The organism is Bacillus salipaludis (assembly GCF_004358205.1).
The window spans coordinates 458,742-483,816 of sequence record NZ_SMYO01000003.1; the positions used below are offsets into that span (position 1 = coordinate 458,742).

22 protein-coding genes are annotated in these 25,075 nt (G+C 39.2%); 3 read left to right on the forward strand and 19 right to left on the reverse strand.

Going from position 1 to position 25,075, the window contains the following annotated elements:
- Nucleotides 1-134: 134 nt before the first annotated feature.
- The 7 genes from E2K98_RS07645 to E2K98_RS07675 all read right to left on the reverse strand — a co-directional run bounded on the left by E2K98_RS07645 (nucleotide 135) and on the right by E2K98_RS07675 (nucleotide 7,551).
- Nucleotides 135-1,412, reverse strand: coding sequence for an MFS transporter (locus E2K98_RS07645; RefSeq protein WP_133333647.1), 1,278 nt, complete (start codon nucleotides 1,410-1,412; stop codon nucleotides 135-137).
- 285 nt (nucleotides 1,413-1,697) lie between these two features.
- The gene (locus tag E2K98_RS07650) at nucleotides 1,698-2,480 is read right to left on the reverse strand and encodes an IclR family transcriptional regulator (RefSeq protein ID WP_133333648.1); all 783 of its coding nucleotides are present in this window, start codon (nucleotides 2,478-2,480) and stop codon (nucleotides 1,698-1,700) included.
- Between the two features lie 93 nt (nucleotides 2,481-2,573).
- Nucleotides 2,574-3,392: an alpha/beta fold hydrolase gene (locus E2K98_RS07655; protein WP_133333649.1), complete on the reverse strand. Its 819-nt coding sequence runs from the start codon at nucleotides 3,390-3,392 to the stop codon at nucleotides 2,574-2,576.
- A gap of 174 nt (nucleotides 3,393-3,566) precedes the next feature.
- Nucleotides 3,567-4,841 carry an MFS transporter gene (locus E2K98_RS07660; protein WP_133333650.1) on the reverse strand — a complete coding sequence of 425 codons (1,275 nt, stop codon included), beginning with the start codon at nucleotides 4,839-4,841 and terminating at the stop codon, nucleotides 3,567-3,569.
- Nucleotides 4,842-5,305: 464 nt separating this feature from the next.
- Complete coding sequence (locus E2K98_RS07665) at nucleotides 5,306-5,917, reverse strand: nucleotidyltransferase family protein (protein ID WP_133333651.1); 612 nt, start codon at nucleotides 5,915-5,917, stop codon at nucleotides 5,306-5,308.
- On the reverse strand, nucleotides 5,910-6,962 hold the full coding sequence (locus tag E2K98_RS07670) for an XdhC family protein (RefSeq protein ID WP_133333652.1): 1,053 nt from the start codon (nucleotides 6,960-6,962) through the stop codon (nucleotides 5,910-5,912). The genes E2K98_RS07665 and E2K98_RS07670 overlap by 8 nt, the downstream gene beginning before the upstream one ends.
- A gap of 319 nt (nucleotides 6,963-7,281) precedes the next feature.
- The gene (locus E2K98_RS07675) at nucleotides 7,282-7,551 is read right to left on the reverse strand and encodes a hypothetical protein (protein ID WP_133333653.1); all 270 of its coding nucleotides are present in this window, start codon (nucleotides 7,549-7,551) and stop codon (nucleotides 7,282-7,284) included.
- A 171-nt stretch (nucleotides 7,552-7,722) separates the two neighbouring features.
- Here E2K98_RS07675 and E2K98_RS07680 point away from each other — a divergent pair, with 171 nt between their 5' ends.
- Nucleotides 7,723-8,010, forward strand: a complete 288-nt coding sequence (locus E2K98_RS07680) for a hypothetical protein (protein ID WP_133333654.1) — start codon at nucleotides 7,723-7,725, stop codon at nucleotides 8,008-8,010.
- 56 nt (nucleotides 8,011-8,066) lie between these two features.
- Nucleotides 8,067-8,765, forward strand: a complete 699-nt coding sequence (locus E2K98_RS07685) for a C39 family peptidase (protein WP_235824760.1) — start codon at nucleotides 8,067-8,069, stop codon at nucleotides 8,763-8,765.
- Nucleotides 8,766-8,825: 60 nt separating this feature from the next.
- Here the strand turns inward: E2K98_RS07685 and E2K98_RS07690 are convergent, their stop codons facing one another.
- From E2K98_RS07690 to E2K98_RS07730, 9 genes are all read right to left on the reverse strand, one after another.
- Nucleotides 8,826-10,307, reverse strand: coding sequence for an aldehyde dehydrogenase family protein (locus tag E2K98_RS07690; protein ID WP_133333656.1), 1,482 nt, complete (start codon nucleotides 10,305-10,307; stop codon nucleotides 8,826-8,828).
- Nucleotides 10,308-10,391: 84 nt separating this feature from the next.
- Nucleotides 10,392-11,768, reverse strand: a complete 1,377-nt coding sequence (locus E2K98_RS07695) for an aminotransferase family protein (protein ID WP_133333657.1) — start codon at nucleotides 11,766-11,768, stop codon at nucleotides 10,392-10,394.
- Nucleotides 11,769-12,020: 252 nt separating this feature from the next.
- Nucleotides 12,021-13,460, reverse strand: a complete 1,440-nt coding sequence (gene nhaC, locus E2K98_RS07700; RefSeq protein WP_165976204.1) for a Na+/H+ antiporter NhaC — start codon at nucleotides 13,458-13,460, stop codon at nucleotides 12,021-12,023.
- Nucleotides 13,461-13,524: 64 nt separating this feature from the next.
- On the reverse strand, nucleotides 13,525-14,766 hold the full coding sequence (locus tag E2K98_RS07705) for a Zn-dependent hydrolase (protein WP_133333659.1): 1,242 nt from the start codon (nucleotides 14,764-14,766) through the stop codon (nucleotides 13,525-13,527).
- 41 nt (nucleotides 14,767-14,807) lie between these two features.
- On the reverse strand, nucleotides 14,808-15,485 hold the full coding sequence (locus E2K98_RS07710; protein ID WP_133333660.1) for a DUF1028 domain-containing protein: 678 nt from the start codon (nucleotides 15,483-15,485) through the stop codon (nucleotides 14,808-14,810).
- An 84-nt stretch (nucleotides 15,486-15,569) separates the two neighbouring features.
- The gene (locus tag E2K98_RS07715; protein ID WP_133333661.1) at nucleotides 15,570-16,001 is read right to left on the reverse strand and encodes a RidA family protein; all 432 of its coding nucleotides are present in this window, start codon (nucleotides 15,999-16,001) and stop codon (nucleotides 15,570-15,572) included.
- Between the two features lie 45 nt (nucleotides 16,002-16,046).
- Nucleotides 16,047-16,589, reverse strand: coding sequence for an FAD synthetase family protein (locus E2K98_RS07720; RefSeq protein WP_133333662.1), 543 nt, complete (start codon nucleotides 16,587-16,589; stop codon nucleotides 16,047-16,049).
- Nucleotides 16,590-16,613: 24 nt separating this feature from the next.
- Nucleotides 16,614-18,074: a 4-hydroxyphenylacetate 3-hydroxylase family protein gene (locus tag E2K98_RS07725; RefSeq protein ID WP_133333663.1), complete on the reverse strand. Its 1,461-nt coding sequence runs from the start codon at nucleotides 18,072-18,074 to the stop codon at nucleotides 16,614-16,616.
- Between the two features lie 44 nt (nucleotides 18,075-18,118).
- Entirely contained in the window at nucleotides 18,119-18,616 is a 498-nt protein-coding gene (locus E2K98_RS07730; protein WP_133333664.1) for a flavin reductase family protein, read from the reverse strand.
- A 223-nt stretch (nucleotides 18,617-18,839) separates the two neighbouring features.
- On the opposite strand from E2K98_RS07730, the gene E2K98_RS07735 reads away from it, so the two are divergent.
- Complete coding sequence (locus E2K98_RS07735) at nucleotides 18,840-20,141, forward strand: helix-turn-helix domain-containing protein (protein ID WP_133333665.1); 1,302 nt, start codon at nucleotides 18,840-18,842, stop codon at nucleotides 20,139-20,141.
- A gap of 38 nt (nucleotides 20,142-20,179) precedes the next feature.
- Here the strand turns inward: E2K98_RS07735 and E2K98_RS07740 are convergent, their stop codons facing one another.
- The 3 genes from E2K98_RS07740 to E2K98_RS07750 all read right to left on the reverse strand — a co-directional run bounded on the left by E2K98_RS07740 (nucleotide 20,180) and on the right by E2K98_RS07750 (nucleotide 24,914).
- The gene (locus E2K98_RS07740) at nucleotides 20,180-21,808 is read right to left on the reverse strand and encodes an amidohydrolase (RefSeq protein ID WP_133333666.1); all 1,629 of its coding nucleotides are present in this window, start codon (nucleotides 21,806-21,808) and stop codon (nucleotides 20,180-20,182) included.
- A gap of 33 nt (nucleotides 21,809-21,841) precedes the next feature.
- A complete protein-coding gene (locus E2K98_RS07745; RefSeq protein WP_133333667.1) occupies nucleotides 21,842-23,233 on the reverse strand; it encodes a purine-cytosine permease family protein in 1,392 nt (463 codons plus the stop codon).
- A 259-nt stretch (nucleotides 23,234-23,492) separates the two neighbouring features.
- The gene (locus tag E2K98_RS07750; RefSeq protein ID WP_133333668.1) at nucleotides 23,493-24,914 is read right to left on the reverse strand and encodes an amino acid permease; all 1,422 of its coding nucleotides are present in this window, start codon (nucleotides 24,912-24,914) and stop codon (nucleotides 23,493-23,495) included.
- Between the last annotated feature and the right edge of the window lie 161 nt (nucleotides 24,915-25,075).

The window sequence follows — 25,075 nt, forward strand, 5'->3', positions numbered from 1 at the left end:
ATATTTGAAACATTGTTTTCTTTGTAATCTAATATTAAATCCCAACACTATAATTGTCAATTATAAATATTGAGAAATTTTTAAATATAAAAATATGTTTTATATAGGTAACATATAGCATAAAATTCGAAAATTTATGCCGAAACTCGATTTTGAGACATTTTTTCAATTTTAATTTCCTCAGCTTCTTTTTTCAAAGTAAATAGGTATGCAATGATTCCAAGTGAGGCGGTTATGATTAACATCAAAATCGATGGTCCAAAATCTCCATGAGAAAGATCCACCATCCAACCCATGATATAGCTTGAGAAACCGCCGAGAATATTTGTGAAGCCCATTAGCCCAGCTGCACGCCCTGCAGTCTCAGGTGTTGAAAATTTAACAATAAATAAATTACTTAAATGGAAGACACCGCCTTGAGCTCCCATTGCTAAGCCCATACAGACACCGGCTACAACAGGTTGTGGAGTCAAAATGGCAATAGTTAAAAATAATGCTGTTAAAACAAATAAAATGGTTGCAAGTAAGCTTGGACGCTTTGTTTTATCAGATAGAATTCCACAAAGGATGACAAATCCCAAAGCAAAGAGCCAAGATAAAGAGGTAATTCCGGTCATGGCTTCTTTCGAAAATCCTTTCGCCCCAACTAAATAGGTTGGAAGCCAAACACTAATACCGAAGAATAAGAAGGATGCTACTAACATTCCGAACCACACAATCCAATAACGGAAGTCTTGAGCAAAGTTTTGTTTTTTCGTGTTTACGGATGAATCTGACTGGCGAATATAGGCTAATTCACTTTTATCAAGTCTTGGATGTTCTTCCGGAGTATCTCGAGTCAGGAAAATAAACATTGGCAGTACAATTAATAAGTTAAAACCGGCAAGCAAGAAAAACGCTGCCTGCCAATGGAAAGTTGCAATGACAGTTGTGATGATGATAGCACCACAAGCTGGGCCTAGATAGTTTCCGGCAAGCCAGGAAGATTGTGCTTTCCCAAATTCACGCTGATTAAACCAATTAGAAATAAATTTTCCGCATATTGGGATCATCATCCCCTCGCCAATTCCCAATATGATCCGGCTTACTATAAACATTTCATATGACGTCGATAATCCCCCAACAACCATGGTAATTGCCCAAAGAATTAGACCAAGGATTCCGGTTTTTCTCGCTCCGAGTTTGTCAATAATAAACCCCCAAATAACATTTGATAAAGCATAGGAAATCGTAAAAACAAAAGTAATCATCCCGACTTTTGCCATTTTATCTGCACCCGTTAAGCCTAGATCATTCAGGAAAGTCTGATCCGTTTGGATGATAGAAATACCTAATTTATCAATTTGCCCAAAAAACCAAAAGAAGAATATCGGCACAGCTATATAAACCCATCTTTTGTTACCATTTAACATGAAAAACACCCCTTTTGTTTTACTTAGAAGAATGTACACGCTTCCAAAACTCATTTTATTATTTTACAATAATTTGTATAAAAATGAACTAGTATTCCTCCTTTTTTTAAATATCGCAACTTAATGTTTCGCATACAAAACATTGTTTTGCTTATATTCTTATTTTAAAATTTTACGAAAATTATGTCAACACAAAACACTATATTTGTGTTGTAAATTAAAATTAGTTTTATATATAAAACGCTTATAAAATAAAAAAACTTGCGCAATCGCAAGTTTTTTTATTTATGCATGGAATCCCAAAAATCCAGATAGAATTTGAGATGTTTCAAGTACCTTAGGAATTGCCACTTTTTCAATAAATTCGCTATGAAAAATGGTCTCGTTTGCTACCACATTAATTGAGGCCATTACTTTCCCGCTGCGATCAAAAATAGGGGCTGCTACAGATTGAATCCCTTGATGCAGTTCACCTTTTGTCATCGCATATCCCTGTTCACGAATCATCGCTAATTCATGTTGAAAATCAACAAAATCAGTTTGTGTACGCTCCGTGAATGGTTTTAAGTTTGAACCATATAAAATTTGGCTTAAACGCTCTTGCGGCTGATATGCTAGCTGAACTTTACCATTTGCCACTGCATGCGCTGGAAGTCTCAAGCCGATATTAACTGTAACAGCAGAAACTCCTCTAGCTGGTGCACTGCCAACATAAACAACCTCATTGCCATCCAGAATCGATAAATGACAGGATGCTCCGGTCTCATCCCTTAATTTTTCCATATAAGGCTGAGCAATTTCAGGAAGCTTTAATGTGCTCAAAAAAGAAAAACCTAGTTCTAAAACCTTTGGCGTAAGACTATAGCGCTTCGTATTTTCATCCTGATGAAGGTATCCAAGTGATTGAAGCGTATACAACAATCGAAATGGAACGGTACGGCTTACTTCTAATTCTTTTGCAATTTCCACTAAGGATAAAGTTGGGCGCTCCTCATTAAAAAGTTTTAATATTTCCAATCCCCTAACTAAGGCATTGGCATTATAACGTTCTTTTTCTTCTTTTGCCATAAACTTTCACCATCTTATTGTTAATAACAAGCTTGTCTTACAATTTTATCAAATTTCCATCAAAAATGGATAGAGGTCCATCAAAATATTTTATTATTTGATAGGGACTTCCGTTTGCTTTATTAAAGTGTTCGCAAAGTCGAGGACAATTGTATTAAAGGTCTCTGGAGCCTCTTGATAACACAAATGTCCAGTCCCAGGGATGATCACAAATTTCGAATCTTGAAGCTTTTCATGAAAAACTTGTGACTCTTTTACCGGTGTGACTTTGTCCAATTCTCCGCAAATTACAAGGGTAGGAACATGAATGCAAGACAGTATATCCATATTATTTAAATGATAAAGTGAGTAAGCAACTGAGCGAAAGCCCATTGGCCGTATTTGTGAATAGATTCTTTCCACTTCTTTTAAAACTTCAGGACTCGGCTCCGGTGAAAGCAGGCTTTTCACACGAAGTTTGGCAATTTCTTCCGGTGTTAAGGTTTCGATGTTCTTCAAACGATTTTTTAATTTGCTTTCATTTTCTTCTTTAGTTAACGCTGCTGAACCTCTTGTTGCATCTGAAATAATTAATGCGTCTACTAAATCCGGAAAACGGTAACAAAAATCAAGCGCAATCGCCGACCCCATTGAGTGCCCAAGAAGTATGACGGATTTAAGCCCAAGCTTCTCAATAAAACCCTTTAAGACATCCGCGAATTCCTTAAATTCCTTGAATTCCACTTTTGGATCAGAACTCAAACCATATCCAGGAGCATCCCATGCAATCACTGTATATTGCTCGGATAACCCTTTAAGTTGTTTTTTCCACGATTGTGAATTATTCCCCATCCCGTGTAAAATGATCAAAGGCTTACCATTACCTTCTATTTCATAATGAATAGTTAAATCCTCCACCTGTACAAATGCCATTTTTCCTCCTCCTCATTTTTTGTTGTTTTATTGGTAAAACGGTGTTTTATATTTATTATAATAAAACATCTTTTAAATAAGTCAACAGAATTATCAGAAGTCTTATGGATTCATAAGAAGGTTTTTCGACAAAAAACGGGTGGTGCCAGGCACCACCCGTTTTTTGTCGAGTTGTTAAAGGATGACTTGGTTCGTTTTTATTTCGGCTACTTCTATTGATTCTTTTCTTAAGGAGAGCATGTAGACGACCATTCCGATTAGGGCGACGACGATTAACATGATGATGGATGGTAAGAAATCACCATGGGCTAGGTCGCGCATCCAGCCCATTATGTAGCTGGAGAATCCGCCTAAAATGTTTGTGAAACCCATTAAGCCGGCAGCTCGTCCTGCTGTTTTTGGGGTTGAATATTTTACTGTCAGCATATTGGTCACATGGAAAATACCGCCCAAGGTGCCAATTGCCAGGGCCATGCAAACGCCTGCTAATAAAGCGCTATTCGATGATGCTGCAATCCATAAGAAACTTGCGCATAAACCAAACCAGATAACCGCAAGTAAATTCGGGCGTTTTGTTTTATCTGAAAGAAAACCGGATATGAGTACAAACCCTAAAGCAAAGATGAAGGCAAAAGATGTAATTCCTGCCATCGTCTCTCGTTCAAAATGCTTTGCTTGAATTAAGTAGGTTGGGAGCCAGATGCTAATTCCATAGAAGATAAAAGATGCCATAAGGTTTCCAACGAAAACTACCCAATAACGAAAGTCTTGTGTAAAACCTTGTTTTATTGTTTCACTTTCAGCTGAATCATTTTCGCGAATCATCTTAAGCTCTTTCTCACTTATTCCAGGATGCTGTTCTGGTGTTTCACGTGTGAGGAATATAAACAACGGAATATTGATTAATAGATTACAAAAAGCAAGAAAGAAAAATGCAGCATGCCAATGTAAACTAGCGATAATCGCAGATAATGCTAAGGCGCCAATTGCAGGGCCAAGATAGTTACCGCTGATCCAGGAAGCCTGTGCTCTTCCGATTTCTTTCCTGTTGAACCAATTGGAAATAAGCTTTCCACAGACAGGAATCATAATCCCTTCCCCTATTCCAAGTAAAATTCTGCTCGTCATAAAGGTTCCATATGAATCTGCCAGACCACCCATGATCATCGTGATAGTCCAAATGGTAATACCAATAAATGCTGTCTTTCGTGCTCCGAGTTTATCAATGACAAACCCCCAAAAAATATTCGATATTGCATAGGAGACCGTAAAAATAAATGTTAGGAAGCCAATTTTTGCATTATGATCCGCACCAGTCAATCCTAAATCTTTTAGAAATCCAGGGTCCGTTTGAATGATTGAGATTCCTAGTTTGTCAATTTGTCCAAAAAACCAAAAGAAAAAAATAGGAACTGCTACATAAATCCATCTTTTGTTGTTCGTGAACATTTTTTACCTCCTTATGGTCGTTGCAAAATTTAACTTACCGAAAAAGTCTCTTTTACCCCCTTTCCACTATGTTGACATTAAAAAACATAGTTTTAATAATAGGACTTTATAATTTTTTAAATATTTAGTCAATAGATTTCGATAAAATAGTTTTAAATAATAAATTATGTTTTATATACAAAACTTTTAAATTATTAATTATTTGATGAATACCTATGTAATCTTTGGATTTTTCAGAATTCTTCATTGACATTTAAAACTGTCGATTATAAGATTTATTTGTAGACACAAACTCCGTTTTATATATAAAATATATCTCGGATTACTGTTTTTTATTAAATTCTCTTTTGGGAGGCAAAAGAAAAAACCTGCGTTTAAACAGGTTTACATCTAATAAATTATTTTAAAACTATAAAGGAACATATTCTTCATTTTTCAAAATGGAAAAATATTGGAGCGTCATTTTAAATTTCATTACTAATAGAAATTGCTTTTTTATAATCCTTAGCCGTATCAATATCCATCCCCCAAAATGATGACTCAAAAACCTGAATCTTTGTATAGGCATTATATTTTTTGATAATTTCTTTTCCACCTTGATCTCCCTCTAAATCGAGAAATTCTGAAAATAAACTGCTGCCAATTAAGATAGGATGACCAAGATTCTCATTATATTGAGGCCTGACAATCCTGATTCCTTTTTGCCTTTCCTTTTTATAATCTTGAATTAGTGATTGAACAACTAGATCCGAAACAAGGGGCTGATCGGCTAAAAAAATAAATGCGGCATCCACTCGACCCTTAATTTTATCAATTCCTAATTTTAGAGAAGTAGACATCCCCTGCAGGTAATTATTATTTTTGATATATTCTATTCCATCTAAATCTGCTGCACTTGTTTGAAAATCTTCCAGATATTTCCCTCCAACAAATACGATTGGATGAAGCTGCTGCCTTTTAGTAAGTTCAATCGAGTATCGAAAAAGCGGTTTTCCCTTTAATGGCAGCAAAAGCTTGGGGTTCCCCATTCTACTGGACATTCCAGCAGCCAAAATAATGGCTCCTATTTTAGGCATGAATCTTCATTTTTCCTTGCAATGATGTACCAGATTTCATTGACCGCACCATCATAAGTTCAGAAATGATACTGACTGCAACTTCCTCCATTGTTTCAGCTCCAATATCTAAACCTACCGGGGCATGAATTTTATCCAAAACGGGCAGATTTTCACCTAAGTTTTCAAGCATTTCTTTCGTCCTTGATACGGGACCCAAAACACCGATATATTTTGGATTACTTTTTAATGCGAGAAGGAGTGCGGCTTCATCTCGATTTTGCGAATGATTCATAATGACCCACCAGGCGTCACTGACATCCGCTGGATTAAGGGATTCGGGATTTTGGGTAATATGTACAACATTTGGAAAATAGCGTTTGTTATTAAATTCGCTGCGTGGGTCTAATACAGTAACTGTAAACCCGGTTTTTGCTGCCAGGTCTGCAACCGGGATTGCATCTTTACCGGCACCAGCAATGATAAGCCGTTGACTTGAACGAATGATATCGATGACAAAGCGTCGGCCTTCCACTTCCATAATTTCAGCACGTCTCTGTGATTTCATACTTGTTAATGCCTGTTCATAGACTTTATGAGGCAGTGAACCCTTCGTTTCAACCATTTCACCATTTTTTGCTATTATCGCCTTTATACCCGTTGGAACCTCAAGGATAAAAGAAAATTCCTCATTCTTTTGGAGGAACTGCTCCGTCGTCTTCCAAAATAGGTCCTCCTCTTGAACCGGAAGAATAAGAATTTCTAATGAACCTTTGCAGCCAATTCCTAAAGTCCATATTTCTTTTTCACTTAAATCATAATTCTTGATTAGTGCAGTATTTTCTTTCAAAGCTCGTTCAGCATAGGCAAAAAGATCGTTTTCCAAACATCCACCGCTTATCGAACCGTTCATTTCTCCATCGGTTGTCATCATCATTTTTGTACCTGGAAGCCGGTAAGCAGACCCATTGACTCCAATTAGCATGACAATGACAGTCTTTTTTTTCATCTCCCATGCCCGTTTAATGGATTGGAAGATGGTTCGAAATTCTAATAAGCGAGACATTTGCATTCCCCCTTTTTTAATGACTCGTTCGTTTACTCCTGTTTTTAAACAGGAGTTCAAAAATCTTTTTGCTCAATCCCATCCACACCATGCTGTAGAACAAGGAAAACAACAAAATCATGAGAACCACCGGAACATAGATTGTATGGGAAACAGAAGGACCTAAAACAGGAAATTTAACGATATAAAGTAGAAATAGTATCCCAGCGGCTAATGAGACTCCTCCAAAAAAGGTAATGGCAATCCAATTTTTCCACCATCTGAAGGCTATTCCTAATGACAATCCTAAAAGACCTGTGGTGAATGGAAAAACGAATATTTAACTGGGTTGAAGGATGAGAAGCAGCAAGATGGTTAAGAAATACGACATTATGCCAAGATGAATTGAAATCATTGCGGAAAGAACGATGGGCATAGTAGCTAAAATACTAAAAGCATATCCAATCCCGACAAAAATACCGGCCGATTGAAAAATGGTGGCAATAGCCGCAAGGATAGAGCCTAACACTAATTTTTTCGTTCTCGAATAACCGTCGATTCGAGATTGGACAATTACAAAAGGCGGAAGGTTCCCTGGTTGTTTTTTCAATGTTAGCACCCCCTTTTTTTAGGTAATGCCTCAATAGATAAAAATATGAAGGATTTTAAAAAATCAATATATGTAGAAATGAAGTTTTTGAGTTTACAAGATAAATATGGAATAATTAGGAGAGCGAAGGAATAATTCAACACTTTAAACTATTAGTGAGGTATTTTTGTAATGATAAAACGGGTAACGAAGATTCTATTTTTCTTTTTGATTTTTCCGGTTATGATGTGTTTTTCATTTGACAGAGTTTATGCAGCGACAGACCCTAATCAACCAAATGTAGTGACTGAAGGAACGATCACTATTATCAATACAGACGCAGGTACAAAGAAGCCGATTAAAAATACCCAATACCAACTGTTCGATGTTAATACGAAAAAAGTAGTTCAAGTCTTATCAACTAATAATCAAGAAAAGCTATATCAAAACCTCTGCCAATTGGTTCTAAATATAAACTGAAACAATTAAAGGCCCTACTGCCCTTTAAAGTTAGCAGTAAAGAGTTTTTGATTGAAGTGAAAACAGCCAATAGTGACATCCGGCAGACCAATCGGGTATTTTCTTATATAAAAGAATATAAGTATTTATCAAATGGGCGATTTGATGTCAAAAAGGTATATATTCCTGTAAAATCTCTTAGGCAAAAACCCCAATTACCGAATGGCTGTGAAATCACCTCCCTTACAGCTGTATTAAATTATTACCATTACAATGTCTCGAAAACAAAAATGTCAGATCAATACTTGCCCAAAAAGCCTTTTTATTTCAAAAAGGGTAAACGTTATGGTCCTGATCCCTACAAATATTTTTCCGGGAACCCAAGATCCCGACATGGTTTTTTTTCTTATGCGCCGCCTATTGTAAAAGCTTCGAACAATTATATAAAGAAGGTAAAGGGAAAATACATAGCAAAGGATTTAAGCGGCCGAAAAATAGATGTAATGCTTGATCAATTGGATAAAGGCGTCCCTATAGTCATTTGGGTCACCTTAGATTTAAGTAAACCTAAAATTAAATACGGCTGGTATCTGAGCGGAACCAAAAAATATTTCCATGCCCCCGTGAACCTGCATGCCGTTGTCCTTAATGGATACGACGATAAATATGTATATGTCATGAACCCCCTAAAAGGACATGTCAAATACGACAGCAAAAAGTTTTTCTCCAGCTACAAAGCATTAGGGAGCCATGCAATGATGGTAGCCCCAAAATGATCATTCGACAAAATTCAGGTGGTGCCAGGCACCACCCGAATTTTGTCGAATGCTATCAATCTATTCCAAGTTGACCCAAACGCTTTTGATTTCTGTGTAGCTTTCTAGTGCGTAGGCGCTTAGGTCCCGGCCGAATCCAGATTGTTTGTATCCTCCAAATGGGGAGGCGGGGTCGATGGCATCGTAGCAGTTGATCCAGACGCTGCCTGATTTTAGTTGGCCAGCGATTTTGTGGGCCGTTTTAACGTTTTCTGTCCAGACCCCTGCACCTAATCCATATGGTGAATTATTCGCACGTTCAATGACTTCTTCAACCGTATCGTAAGCCATGACGACGACCACTGGACCAAAGATTTCTTCTTTGGCAATCATCATGTTTTCTTCGACATTTACAAAGATGGTTGGCTCAATAAAGTACCCTATATCAGATTTTCCGCCACCTGACACCACTTTTGCCCCTTCTTGAATACCTGTATTAATATATTCAAAAACTCGTTCCTGCTGCCTTTTTGATACTAATGGCCCCATGGATGTTTCTTCCTCCAACCCGTTCCCGAGCTTAACCTTTTTCGCCAATTCAATCATACCTGCTACCACTTCATCAAATTGATCCCGATGAACATATACGCGTGATCCGGCACTGCAAACTTCGCCTTGATTAAACATAATTCCGTTAAACACACCTGTTATTGCTTTGGAAAGGTCGGCATCTGGGAGGATAATATTTGGGGACTTTCCGCCAAGTTCAAGTGTCAACCGCTTCATCGTATCAGCTGCTTTTTTCATGATTTGCTTTCCAATCGCCGTTGAACCTGTAAACGAAATTTTATTCACATCCGGATGCTCGACAATCGCGTTCCCGGCAATTGCACCAAATCCAGGGACAATATTGATGACACCGGGTGGGAAACCAGCTTTTTCAACAAGCTCTGCAAAATAAAGGGCTGATAGTGGCGTCTGTTCAGCTGGCTTTAATACGATCGTACAGCCGGCAGCTAAAGCAGGAGCCACTTTCCAAGAGACCATATTGATGGGATAGTTCCAAGGAATAATCTGTCCTACCACTCCAACCGGTTCATGGCGAGTATAATTTAAAAAAGGACCGGAAACAGGGATGGTTTGTCCCATTACCTTTGTCGCCCAACCCGCAAAATATCGAAACTGCTCAATCGTACCAGGGAGGTCGACTGCCCGCGTTTCATGAATTGGTTTTCCATTGTCTATCGTATCTAATTGAGCAAATTCTTCTTGGTGTTCCTCTATCAAATCCGCCAATTTATAGATGATTCTCGCCCGTTCTGCGGCTGACATTTTCGACCAGGGTCCCTGTTCAAAAGCGGTCTTGGCCGCTTTGACTGCAAGATTAATATCTTCTCTACCCGCTTCGTAGACAGTTGCTAAAACCTCTCCCGTGGCAGGATTATAGGTTTCAAATGTTTTAGAAGAAAAAGATTCTACAAATTCACCATTTATATATAGTCTTTTTATCCCCTTTAAAAACTCAGTGACTTTACTGCTTATTTTTAATAGTTGATTTGGCACGTAAATTCCTCCTAATCTATGTAAATAAACAGGTCAGGAAGCCCGCTTCCGTGGCTTTCAGCTGACCTGTAATTGTTCTTAAAATTAAAGTGTTCTTTCAAAAGCAGTTAGGGCATCGTCTACAATACTGATTATCTCTTCTACTTCTTCCTTATTAATAATGAGCGGAGGTGCAATCGCAACAATATTTTTTCCTTCCTCAAAATCAGCAGCCCGCAGAATTAATTTATTGTTAAAACAATGTTCAACCACAAAAGCTGCAGCGCGGATTGATTGTTCAAAAGGTGTATCAGTGTCACGGTCAGCCTGTAGGTCAAAACCAGCAAGAAGGCCAACTGCTCTTGGTTTCGTGAAATGCTGATGCTTATCTGCCAGATAAGCAAATCCCTTTTTCAGTACAGTCTCCATATTGTTTACATTTTCAAGAAGGTTGTCGCGTTCAAAAATTTCGATATTTTTCAAAGCTACAGCACAGGCAGTCGGATGTCCGCTATATGTAAATCCGTGCCCTAAAATTTGATCATATTCCACAATGGTGTCCCGAATTTCTTGATTCACCAAAACTCCGCCTAATTGGGCATAGCCGCTTGTAATCCCTTTTGCGACACTCATAATATCCGGAACAACATTCCAGTTATCCATACCGAACCACTTACCGGTACGGCCAAAGCCACAAATAACTTCATCAGCGATTAATAAAATATCATTCGCTTGGCATAAGTCTTTTACCGCTTTTAAATAACCATCCGGTGAAACATGAACTCCGCCTGCCCCTTGAATTGGTTCAAGAATGACGGCTGCAATGTTTTCAGAACCAAGTTTTTCGATGGTGTCACGAATACAGCCTACATAATTCGGATCGGTCTTATCACCCAATTCACAATTGGTTACATGGCCCCTCGCATTGATAATGTCAATATCCCTTGAACCGGCAAAATTGTGGAAGGCATCTATTCCGGTTGCAGTACCTGCTGAAACCGTTGCACCATGGTAGCTGCGGGTGATTGAGATAATTTTCTTCTTGCTAGGACGTCCTTTTAAATTCCAATAGAATCTCGCCAGCTTAAAGGCTGTATCGTTTGATTCGGAGCCTCCGGAAGTAAAGAAAACGGCTGATAGATCCCCAGGAGCGAGGGAAACTACTTTTTCTGCTAAGCGAACCGCATTTTGGTTTGTATAACCATAAAAAGACGAGCTGTATGCAATGGAGCTCATTTGATCATAGGCAGCTTGTGCAAGCTCCTGATTTCCATGTCCTAAATTGACATTCCAAAGCATCGAAACACCATCGATAAAGGTGTCTCCCTTTATATCGGTGACACGGATCCCTTTTCCTTCCTGGAAAATGATTTTCGGACCATTTTTTTGGAACAAGCTTGGCACCGTTGTTGGGTGTAAATAATGCTTCTTATCGGCTTCAATTAACTTTTCAATTTGAGAAACTGTTTGTGGACTTACCATGGGTATTTACCTCCTAAAATTAATTGATTCATCTATTGGGGTTTTACATTAGCTGCTTTTTTAGCTATCAAATTCTTAAAAACTATTACCAAATTGAATATAGTGCAAACAACTTACGGACATATTAAGGAATACTTCCATATTAAAAAATACAAAATATTTAGATAATTGTCAATAAAATTATTCTAACGAATGTCCACCCCATACGGACAAAAATGGCAATTTGTCCACGAATGGTGCCTGTCACCAAAGCTAGGTGGTAACGGTTGAGTTTTCTGTTTGATCGATGGTGATTTTTTGTTCTTCGGCTGGCAGGCGGTTGATTCTTATGTTGAGGTAGCCGTAGGTGATGGCGACTAGGGTGCTGATGTAGCAGAAAAAGGCATATGGTGCATAGTCTAAGGCTGAAACTTTCAGGACAGAGAACATAAAGATCCCGCATGTTGTCCAAGGAAGAAGACAGGCGGTTACAGTCCCGCAATCCTCTAAAGTCCGTCCGAGCAATTTTGGGTGGAAACCTCGTTTCTTATATTCATTTAAATACATCCGCCCCGGGATCACGACAGACATAAACTGGTCGCAGCCGACAATATTGGATGTAATGCACGTCGCAGCTGTTGCCCCAATTAGGCTTCCTGTCCTTTTAATTTTTCTAAGCATTCCGCCTAGAATGGCTTCTAGAACCCTTGCTTTTTCAAGCGTTGCTCCAAAAGATAAAGCAATAAGAATTAAGGAAACCGTATACATCATACTTTGAATCCCGCCTTGATTCAGCAGTTCGTCCGTAACATTATTTCCCGTTTCAGTGGAAAAGCCGTTATTCATGATGGAAAGCATATTACCTAAGGAAATATGTTGAACGAATATAGCAATGATGGCTCCGATCAAGACACCCACGGATAATCCTGGAATAGCAGGAATCTTTAAGGCAAAAATTAAAAAGATAAAAATTAGAGGCGCCAATAACCATGGCGAAATGGTAAAATGTTCTGATAGGATGTTTTGAACATTTGCTGCCATGGACAAATCTGCATGCTCTCCATGAAATTTAAGCCCCAACAATGTATATAACAAAAGTGAAATGATCAGTGTAGGAACTGTGGTGTTCATAAGGTTACGAATATGTTCAAAGAGATCTACTCCTACTACCGCTGAAGTAAAATTGGTTACGTCTGATAAAGGACTCATTTTATCTCCAAAATACACTCCGGAAACAACCGCTCCTGCTACCATTGGTAACGGAATACCTAATCCTTGGCCAATCCCCATTAAGGCAACGCCAATCGTCCCGGCGGCGAACCAAGCATTCCCAGCCATACTTACTAACACAGAGATTATACAGGCTGTAACTAAGAAGTAGGTGGGCGATAGAATGCCAATTCCGTAATAAATCATTGAAGGAACAATTCCAGCAGCCATCCAAGCGCCAATAAATGCTCCAATGATCACTAAGATAAGCAAGGCTTTAATGGATACAGCAATTGTTTTTGAAATATCCTCTTCAATGGATTTCCAAGAATGTCCCAACTTCAAGGCAACCATTACCGCGACCACAGTACTCAACAAAAGAGGTACATGCGGATCAGCACCGTACACACCAATTCCCAGTGCAAGGGAGGCTCCCATAAAAACAATCGGGATGAGCGCCATCCATACGGAAGGTAATTCATTTACGGCTTTTTCATGTTTCATTCCATCACTCTCCTTAACGAATGGTAAAGTCATCCTATAGACCTTAAATTAACAACTATGCCAACTAAATAAGTTCTCGGTCCAAATTTAAAATTCCTTTCAACATAAGATTTCCAGCCCTCTCGATATCCTTGGGAACACTATACTCCGCTGGACAATGACTTTTCCCACCGATACTTTTGACAAAAATCATCGCCGATTTTGTAACCGTTGCCATTTGTGCGGCATCATGAACAGCCATACTTGCCAATGTCAAAATGGGCTCACTCATTTCTTGTGCAGTTTTTTGAAGGATTCGAACCACCTCTGAATCCAAAGTAATCGGAGCTTGCTTTAAAAAAATATCTTCCTGGAGTTGAACCTGCCTTCTCTTGGCAATTCCCTTCCATCCTTCTTGGATCTTGCGGACCATTTCATCAATCTTTTCTGTTGATTCTCCTCTAATTTCAAAGGTAAAAACAACTTGACCGGGGACAATATTCGTTGCATTAGGAAATACTTGCATTCTACCGACAGTACCAACTATATCTGTTTCATCTTTATTACAAAGAAATTCTACTTCAAGAACCATTTCTGCTGCCGCCGCCAGAGCATCCCTTCGGTGTTGCATCATCGTTGTACCCGAATGATTTGTCTCTCCGGTAACAGTAACCTTACTGCGATACATCCCTACAACCTTATCAATCACCGCAGCTGAAATATTTTGGTGTTCAAGCCGCTGCCCCTGCTCAATATGAAGTTCAATAAAGGCCTTTTTTTCCTTTGCCAATTCCTTCATTTGCGGAAACCTTTCCAGATCTCCTCCAACCTTAACCAGCTCATATTTAAGGTGATTTCCCTTTGAATCTATAACATGCTCCAATTCCACAGCCGATAATTTACCTGCAAATGCACGGCTTCCAAATGTTGATAAGTGAAAATCATTGGATTCTTCGGCAGTAAAAGATACAATCTCAAGATCATGGTCCAAACGGATCCCATCTTCAATCAAGGTTCGTACAATTTCTTTTGCAACAAGCGTTCCCAGTGGACCATCATATTTTCCGCCATTTGGCACTGAATCTAAGTGTGATCCGATGACAATACTTCCTTTTTTACTCCCGTTCCCTTCCCATTTCCCCCAAATATTTGCTGCACCATCAATTGTTACGGTTAAGCCCAAATCAAGAAGTTCTTGAATGAATCGATTCCGAACTTCTTGATCTTCCTTTGAAAAACTTGGCCTTGTTATACCACCATATTGATTTGCACCAAACTTTCCATAGGTTTCGATATCAGCAAGTAATCTTTCGAGATGAATTTGCATGGATTTGTCACTTCCTTACTCTTATACAAAATAGATAAAAATTACTCATCCCCCTTTACCCCATAGGACGGGGCATCGTCAGGCCGAATCGCTCTTACCTTATAGCTTTCAGCCTGCGGACCGTAAATCTCCCAAAGCTTCTTTAAATCACCAAAAGGATCTTCACTATAATCAACCCGGAGGTCAATATAGGCAAACGGAGTATCAGGATGGTAGATTAATAATGCGATTGAATGTTCTTGATCTAATTCTCCACCCATTTCAAAACCAACTTCAATCGTTGAGATCAATCTCTCTTCCAAAGACTTCCCACCATGTTGATTAAAATATCGGCCCATTGCTTCCGGAATAGTTGGATCACTTAATAGATTTCCAATACAAGCAACATTATCTGTATAATAATCCCCATGGACGCCAAGTGCTTTTTCCCCGGTAAATACAGCTGCTTGACCTTGCGCATCTACTACGGCTAATTGCCGGTACTCAGGAAAATCAGACGCTGCTATCATCGTCCTAATGGCAGACTCAGCATTATATCCATTTTCTATTGTTGAAAATCCGACATCTGCTAATCTAGGATCGGTTACATTTTGGGTGAGAACAATACCTATATTTGATTTTATCCAAGGACATCGTGCACCGACTGCTGGGCTGCTGGATGTCACAATCGCACCAAGGGCACCGGTTTTTGAACAGCGGCCTGCTACAGAAAACGTCAAACCTCTTCCTCCTCTTTAAAAATGGACAGCAGAGCTAAACCCTTGCCTAATTACTGCTGCACCATGATTTTTTATCAATAATCTTTATCCCTCATCACTGATAACTGCTTCGACATCAATCTCTACCAGCATTTCCGGAAGCGCAAGTCCGTTCACAACAAGACCTGTGCTGACAGGGTAAACCCCTTTAAAATGCTTGGCAATTACACTATAAGCATCCTTGCGATAGGAACGATCCGTTAAATAAGTAGTAATTTTACAAATATCTGTCATTTCCCCCCCTGCTTCTTCTAAAAGCTTTTTAATGCAGCGGCATGCATTTTCTGTTTGTTCAATTACATTATCAATGCCATGGAAATTCCCTTCTAAGTCAAAACCAGTCTGGCCTCTCATATAAATATGATTGCCGGCACGCACTACCATACAAAATTCATTAGCTACGTGATGGGACTCTTCTCCAAAACTAGTTGGATAAAAATTATTCGTTTCAAATTTTCGAAATCTTTCATGTGTCATTTTCCAATTCTCCTTTTTATTTAATCTAAATATAGTGATTCTCCATTAATACGACGCGGCATGGTTCCAGCCTAGAAGTTGTTCAGCCTGCACCCGCTTATTTTCTTTTATAAGACTGCGTATTCTGCTCGAGGAAATAACTTCTCCCGATGGACAGCGCAGTGACTCTGTGATCTTTACGGAAAAATATTTCTGTAAAGTAGAAATATTTCCTTCACGATTTTTTCCAAAATGAAAATCAGGTCCTTCCCAAATTTCCACTGGGTTAAGTTCGCCAATTTCCTCAATAAACGAACTTACTTCCTTTGTCATGTAGTGTTCATTGAAGGGAGCAATGATACAAATGTCTACTCCAAGAGATTGAAGCTTCAACAATTTTTCAGACAGAGAGGAGAGCAGCAGCGCATTTTTAAAATAAACCCTTGGCGGCGGGTCAAATGTGTACACAACTAGTGGAACCCCTAACTCAATTGCCCTCCCCTTTGCGGTTTTAATTAATGCTTGATGTCCTTTATGCACTCCATCGAGCGCCCCAATGGTGAGTACCGATGCAGAAAGCTGTAAAGCTCCGTCAAAAAATGTTTGCAATTGTACCGCTCCCTTCCATTATTCTTAAACGGTAAGTGATGTTTTTGGATTAAGATTCGCTGCTTTTCGTACCAAATCACGCATTGGCTCTGCATCAAAGCTACTGTAAGCAGCCATATATTGGGCAAATGGCGGACTTTGAGCAAATAACTCAAATGTCACCTTATGGCCTGCGTAAGAAGAATTGAGCAAATCCCGAGCAAAATAAAGTAATTTCCCACGATCCTCTGCTGACCATTCTCCTACTGAATAATAACGATCGATATAATCAATAATTGCCGGATCCGACATTGTAGTCGTATCAGGTGTGACAGCTAGCTGTCCGCCAACTAACTCTCTCGTCAAGTGAGCCATCGCCGGGAAATTTGTTAGGGCAAAAATTCTTCCAGTATAGAGTAAGGATTGATTAGGCATCATTAAACCGCCAGGGCTGCGTTCTGCATTTGCTACGGCAGCGGTTAAATGTGCATTAATTCCTTCACGATACGTAATTAATTGAGCGATTTTTTCCTTTACTGCTTGAAGCTTTGTCAACCCAGTTTGTTCTACATTCAATAGAGCTGCACCTAGTAAATAATCTGCTCTCCGTAAAACCCTAAGGGTGTAATTAAAGGCTGAATAGCGATGTAAGGTGGAGCGAATGTAGGCAGCCGATTGTAAGGAACGGTGGAACAACACATTTTCCCATGGAATCAGGACATTATCAAAGATTAGTAATGTATCAATCTCTTCAAATTTGGTAGATACAGGATAATCTTCCGGATTTTTCCCTGCCCCAAGTGAAGAACGGCAGATATGTTTTAGTCCTGGTGACCCCATATCGCAGATAAATCCACAAGCAAATGGTGCCATTGCCTCCTGCCCTGCTTCCCAATCTAATATCGTTGGTTTTACGAACGCCTGGTGCGCATAAGCTGCTGCTGTTTCAAATTTAGCCCCTTTTACTACAATTCCTTTATCGTTTTCCTCCACTACATGGAGCAGGGTTCCACCATCTTTTCCGCTGAATAACTTACTTCGGTCACCTTTTGGATCGGTATTGGCCGAAACATGGAAAAGATCCTCTCTTGCGACCCTGTCAACATGGTATTTAATATTTCTAGCATAAGCAGGATCGATTTCATTTAACTTATCTTGCGCATCATATAAGGACCACATTTCTCCAATTGTCTCATCCCCAACCCGGTAAACTACACCGCCAAGATCATCTAAGACCGTTTCGACATACGTACGAATCGCTGCCAGGTCTTCTTTCGTTTCAGGTGTTTTGTAGCCCCTGCAGATTTCCTCACCATCCGGCAATACGGTCTTTACTTTGTCAGCATATTTTTCCTCATGATTAAGATCATACATCCTGGCTTTGACATCCACGATTGGTTTAAATGCGGGGTGATCAGCGACATTTTTGACCTTTTCCCCATCGATATAAACTTCCCTTCCGTCATTTAATGAATCCCGGTATTGCTTCCCTGTCATTAACGCCATCTAAAATCCTCCTCCATATTTTCATAAATTTAATAGATTCATTATTATGTTTCCAAAAATTGACCGAATTTTCCTCGAAAATAGACGAGCGGCTCACCTTCTTCGGCATGCGCTTTCAGAACCTCCGCAAGAAATACGGAATGAGTTCCCCCTGTTACTTCTTCTACAACCATGCATTCTAGCTGCGCAAGCGTGTTAGTTAAAATGGGATTTTCTAGCTCTCCATAATTAAAGGAAACACCGTTGAATTTGTCCGTATTTGCTCTAGCAAATTTTAAGGCCAATTCCTTTTGATTTTCGGCAAGAATATTTACAGTAAAGGATCCTTCGTCTGAAATTGCGTGACAAGTTCCTGTGCTTTTGTTGACACAAACGAGCAGCATCGGAGGTTCTAACGCTAGTGAGCTAACCGCGCTTGCCGTAATTCCAAAATCCACTCCATTATGGTTAACGGTAATAATGGACACCCCGCTGGCAAAATGACCAATGACATTTCTAAATCTCTCTTTATCTTCTAAAGGCAAAAGTTCGTTTCCCTTCAATCCATTTTCCTCCTTTAATCATTTATGGAAATATTCCCAATGTATTCCCTTATCAACACTATACAAATATGAGAAATGATTGTCAATTGAATTTTCAAAAAATTCTTTTCATTTTTTTTGGATATTCTTGCGAAAATGAATAATAGTTACGAATGGTGTGATGAATTGCTATAATGTAACTACTTGGAAAATATATTTAGTTCATGAATTGGTGGTGGCTTTTTTGAAACCTAGAGCCGGTATTGTGGGACCAAGTGATTTTGTCCAATTAATCTGCGACATTGCCGCTGAATACAGTGACCAAATTGAGGCAATTCCGTTTACCTATCAAAATATGGAAGAAGCAACGAATATCTTACTGCAAAATCAACATCGGACGGATTTATGGATTTTTGCAGGACCTGGCCTTTATAAGGCTGCGCAAAGAAGCGGAACGAATCAGCCGTTTTTTTTCCTGGGGTTGGATGGAGCGAGTTTAACAAAAACACTCGTTGAAATCGGTTATAAGGACGGGGCAAGTCTTGAACGGGTAAGTATTGATATGCTGACAGAACGTGATGTGAATGAAACCTACCGTGATTTAGGAATATCAAGCAATCAGGTTTATGTTCACGAATACTTACACGACACTCCTCACGTGGATCTTTTGGCCTTTCATCAAAAACTATTTAATAACGGAAAAGTTAACTTATGTGTAACCTGCCTATACTCAATCTATGAGACTCTCCGTTCTCAAGGCATCCCTGCCTATCGTGTGACGCCGACTAGGAGCAATATTCGCGAAACCTTAAAGAAGGCGATTCAGCAGTGGGAGATGCTGCATTTTAAACAGTCACAAATTGCTTCGCTACTGATCCAAATACAAAGAATGGAGAAAAAATCCGATTTCCACACCGTGTCCTATGATCTTCATCGCTTGAACTTGGAATTACAGTCAGCCGTATTAAATTTTTCCGAATCCATTTCAGGATCGTTTATGTCGATTGGTGTGGGTACGTTTATGATTTTTTCAACGAGAGGTTCTTTACATGATTCACGGCAACAAATACCTTCCCTATTGGAGGAATTAGCTTTAATAACCGATTTACCTGCGAATATCGGCATTGGCTATGGGGATTCTGCACTTGCCGCAGAGGAGAATGCCAGATTAGCCTTAAATCATGCCCAAAATTATGGTACCTTTTCGGCCTTTTTAGTAGATACAAACGGAACCATCGAAGGACCTTTAAAAGAAGGGGAAAATATTACATACAGCTATCGAACGGATAACAAGGAAATGAGCGATAAACTGAAAGATAGCGGAATCACCATTACTACGTTCAATAAAATTATATCTGTTCAAAAACGCTTAGGGACAAACTCGATTACTGCTGCAAATATCGCAGATTGGCTGAAGATGACACCGAGAAATGCCCGAAGGATTCTTAACGGGTTGGTCGAACAGGGAATTGCGGAAATCATCGGAGAAGAGGCACCTACCTCAAAGGGCAGACCAAGAAAAATTTATTATGTTAATAGTGAATAACGAAGGACCTTCCATTCGGAAGGTCCCTGTTTATAGTATTAAACGGTGCCGGTAGTCGAAGATTTCATCTCTTTGCTGACTACTCTCCCATCGACCATCGTCATTTTAACTTTTGTCTCCAATAATTCTCCAATTGGTTTTTCAAAAATATTACGATCGAGTATGGTTAGATCAGCAAGCTTTCCCACTTCTAATGTCCCAAGTTCATGCTCTCTGAAACTACCGTAGGCCGGTCCAATTGTATAAGCTTTCAATGCTTCCGATAAGGAGATACAATCGTTAGAATTCCATACAGTCACACCGCTACAATCCATTCTAGTCACCGCTGAAAAGATTTGCGTTAAAGGATTAAGGGAACGAGCAATCGGTGTATCCGTTCCAAAAGCAATTTGTGCTCCTGACTCTTGGAAGGTTTGAATCGGGTAAACATATTCTAATCGTTGTTTACCAACAAGCTTTTCGTATACCCCCCTTTCCACAATCGCAATTAGATCCGGCTGAAAGGAAGCGATCACACCTAGTTCTTTAAAGCGAGGAATGTCATTTGGGTCGATAATATCGATATGTTCAATTGTATGCCGCGCATCCCGTTTCCCATTTATTTTTTGTGCCTCTTCAAATGCATCAAGCGCAAGCCTGACAGCTCCATCCCCGACTGCATGAAAACGAACTCGATGCCCCTGCCGATCCGCATTCACAACCCAATTGATTACCCTTTCAGGTGGCATTGCAGGTTCACCGCAAAAACCCGGTTTATCTTCATATGGTTTTAACAGCAAAGCAGTGTACCCAGTTATTACCCCATCAAGGAATCCTTTTAAACCGGAATATTTTAATTTTCCGGAGTTTAACTCTTCACCCATTTTTTGTGCAAAGGTTATATCTTCCTTTATTTCGGGGGTCAAATGGATTCTCACTGATAAACGATCATTCAAATCCATTTCCTCTAATAGCTTATAATCCCGAAGAACTTCATCAAATGGAGCAAACATATCATTTACGGACGTAATCCCATATTTAGCCGCCTCCTCCATAAACCTTTCTAGAATCCGGGATTTTTTTTCTTTTGAAAAATTTAATGCCTTTTCGGAGGCGGTAGTCACAGCATTTTCATATAAAATTCCTGTTAATTTACCATTTACTTTTTCATAGGAGCCGAATTCTGGATCCGGTGTAAACTCATTAATTTGTAATACCTCAAGTGCCTTGCTGTTGAGCCAGGCAAAATGTCCCTCCGCATGTAATAAAAACACAGGGCGGTCCAGGATCACTTGATCAAGTGAGTGTCGAGTCGGCATTTGCTGTGGACCCCAATAACTTGAATCCCACTGCATCCCAATAATCCATTCTTCATCAGGATTCTCCTGAGCAAATTCAAATACTTTTTTAGCTGCTTCCTCCTCAGAACGAGCTGAAGCGAGGTCGACACTAACCAATTGGAGCCCGGCCATCATTAAATGAAGATGAAAATCATGAAAACCGGGCATGACCAATTCATCTTCAAATTGATAGATTTCTGTATTTTCATTTATAAGTGGCAGCATTTCATTCATTGAGCCCATACCGATAATTTTATTATCCCTGATTGCAATGGATGCTGGTTCCGGCTTATCTGCCAAGCCTGTAAATATAGAGTTGCTTGATATAATTATATCTGCGTGTATCATTTGTCCATTAACTCCTTTATAAAATAGGCTTTTTTAAATGCGGGTTGTCAATTGTTCATTTACATCAAGCTCGTTCGAAATAGACTTTGATTTTAATTTTTTCATAGGATAATAATACAAAAGGACCGGTACAATTAGCCCGACAATCCAAGCCAGGTCGGTTCCACCTAAATTATCAACAAGCGGGCCAACATAAAAAGAGCTGTTGATAAATGGAATTTCCAACAGGATCGCAATAATATAAGCTCCAAGGGCAATCCAGTTAATTTTTCCATATTGGCCATTTAAATCAAAGAGGGCTGTAACATTATAATGGCCTTTCTTCAAAAAATAATAATCAATTAAATTAATGGCCGTCCATGGGAACATAAAGTAGGAAAGGAAAAGAATTAAGTTTGTGAAATTATTTAGAAAGTCCCCATTTCCCCAAATGGCAAGCCCGCCGCATAAAATTAAGCAGCTTAGCATCAGCCAAAATCTTGTTTGAATGGTACCCTTTAATTTTGTGAAGGTTTCTATGATGGTGGTAATGGACATAAATGCTCCATATAGATTTAGTCCATTGATAGCGGCAAGTCCCATAATGATAATCGCATAAATAATCGGAACAAAAATAGGGCCTAAAAGATGGGAAACTTCTTTCCCGGGATTATCTAAAAATTTTGGTATCGCAGTAGCTAATACAGCCCCCAAAACCATCATCCAAACCGTACCAATTACAGTTCCGGTATAAGTATAGAAAAATGTTTTTGATGAAGGTGTTTTAGAAGGAAGATATCTGGAATAATCCGCAACATAGGGCGCGTATAACAATTGCCACGCAGCAAAAACACTCACACCTAATAAAAATGGTGCGAGCTTAAATTCACTTGGTGACCAACTTCCAGCCGGAAGGTCTAGACCGAAGGCTGCAATCGTTACAAAGAAAAATACGGCTGTGAAGGCAATGGTCAAATACTTAACAATTATGTGAATTAAATCATATCCATAAAGGGCGATCATAAACCCTGTAATACAAATAAGGGCAATTCCGATATTAATTGGAATGGAAGAAGCACTTGAAAGCGCCTGTGCACTGACAACAGCATTACTTGCAAAAAATCCAATATACATGATTACTACAATTAAAAGCGGGATGATTGCCCCGATGATACCAAATTGGGCCCTGCTCTGGATCATTTGCGGGATTCCAAGATTGGGTCCCTGAACGGAGTGTGTGGCCATAAAGATAGCCCCGATAAGGTTTCCTAATAGAATGGAAACCACTGCCCAAAAGAGATTTAGTCCAAATACAATTGCAAGAGCCCCGGTGACAATCGTGAGAATATGCATATTCGCACTAAACCAGATCGAAAATAGATTTCGGACACTTCCATGCCTTTCCTCTTCAGGAATAAAGTCAATGAAATGGTTTTCAATTTTCAAGTAATATCAGCCCCTTATTATTGAATGAATCCAACGAAATGAGGTAAATTTACTGGTGGGTCCTTTCTACATCCAATCCCCTCCCTTTTATTTATGGAATACTTATGGATATTTTCCTATTTTAATCATATCGATAGTGAAAACCTTCGTCAATAATATTTTTAAATTTTACAAATTTTCTATAAATTTATCTACTATTTGTTATTGTAATAAAAAAACAAGATGCCCCCAATAGGTCATCCTGTTTTGAAATCTATTATTAAGCTGCTTTTGTTTCCTTTACTTTTTCCATCACATTCCGTTCCTTCATCACAAACGGATATAAAACCAAACCCACTACAAATAATCCAATTCCTAAAAAGAATGTTTTCATGTCAGCTGTTCCGGTTTTGATTACCCAGAGTGAATAAACCAAGGCTAAAACAGTGATCACACCATCCCTCACCCTGGAACCCTTAATCGTGTCATAGGTTTCACCGGTAAGGACTAATTTTAATTGATAGAGTGCCGATACCAAATAAGGAATCAAATAGGCTAGAGTTGCGACGACAATAACAAAATTATAGGCTTCAGAAATCGTACCGGAAATCGTTGAAAACAAAAAGATTTGCGTCATGATATTTGTTAAGGTTAATGAATTAATTGGACTACCTTTCCTATTCGTTTTCGCGAAAAACGCTGGGAATAATTGAGCTTTTGCCGCCTGATATGGGACTTCAGAACTGACGACAATCCAGCCGACAGTTGATCCAAATAGTGAAACAAGGGCAAGCAAGGCCATGATTTTTCCGCCGCTTGAACCAACTACTTGTCCAATTGCGTCTACTAGTGGTTTTTGTGAAGTTTTTAACGCTTCTACAGGCAGTGCTCCCATTGTTAAAAGTGTGATTCCAATATAGATTACAAGCGAAATAATTAAACCAATAATGGTTGCCATTTTTACATCTCTCTGTGACTTTGCCCGATTCGATAACATCACCGCTGACTCAATTCCAATAAAGGCCCATAGGGTTAAAATCGCGGCAGAATTGATTTGGCTGCCAAATAAAACGGACTTTCCTGCTTTATCAATGAACTCTTTCCCATTACCAATGTTTGCAGAGTCAAAAATAAACAAAGTAATGACGATGAATAAGGCGAACCCGATTACTTTTGCAGCAGTTGCGATAAAGTTCAATTTACCGCCGTCATTGAAGCTTTTGGATAAAATCGCTTGAATGCCCCATAGCATAACCGTACAAACCATGAAGTTAATGAATTTACCCAATTCCAGTGAGAAAGATCCTGCAGTAAAAAGTACTTTTGAGCTTTGCATAATCGGGAAGAATGTGGATAGGTACCCTGCGAATGTAATGATGACTGAGGCAGTTGCTGCCCAGTTTGCTGCCCAATATCCCCATGCCATGCTATACCCCGCAATGCGTCCCGCCTTCGGTGATGAGAACATCGCTTGCGCATAACTTTGCGGACCTGCTTTCAATTCTGGTTTTCTAGTAGACAAATTTCCAAAAACAAGTGCGATAAATAATACGCCTAAACCCGTGATACCCCAAGCGGCCATTGAGCCAAAAGGGCTAGCCACTTGCGCCATATTGCTAGGAAGCATGAAAATGCCCCCGCCAACCATATTCCCAACAACAAATGTTGTTAAAATCCATAATCCCCATTTTTTATTTTCCATGATGGTAATTCCTCTCTTGTAAGTTTTACTCTCAAATTTATTATGCAGTTTCATTAGTGGTCATAGAGTTAACATCAACAAGAATGATGATGATAACGATGGTGGTAGTTCATCGAATGGAATTCATAGTTAATTGTTATCATCATACTAAATCACCTCAT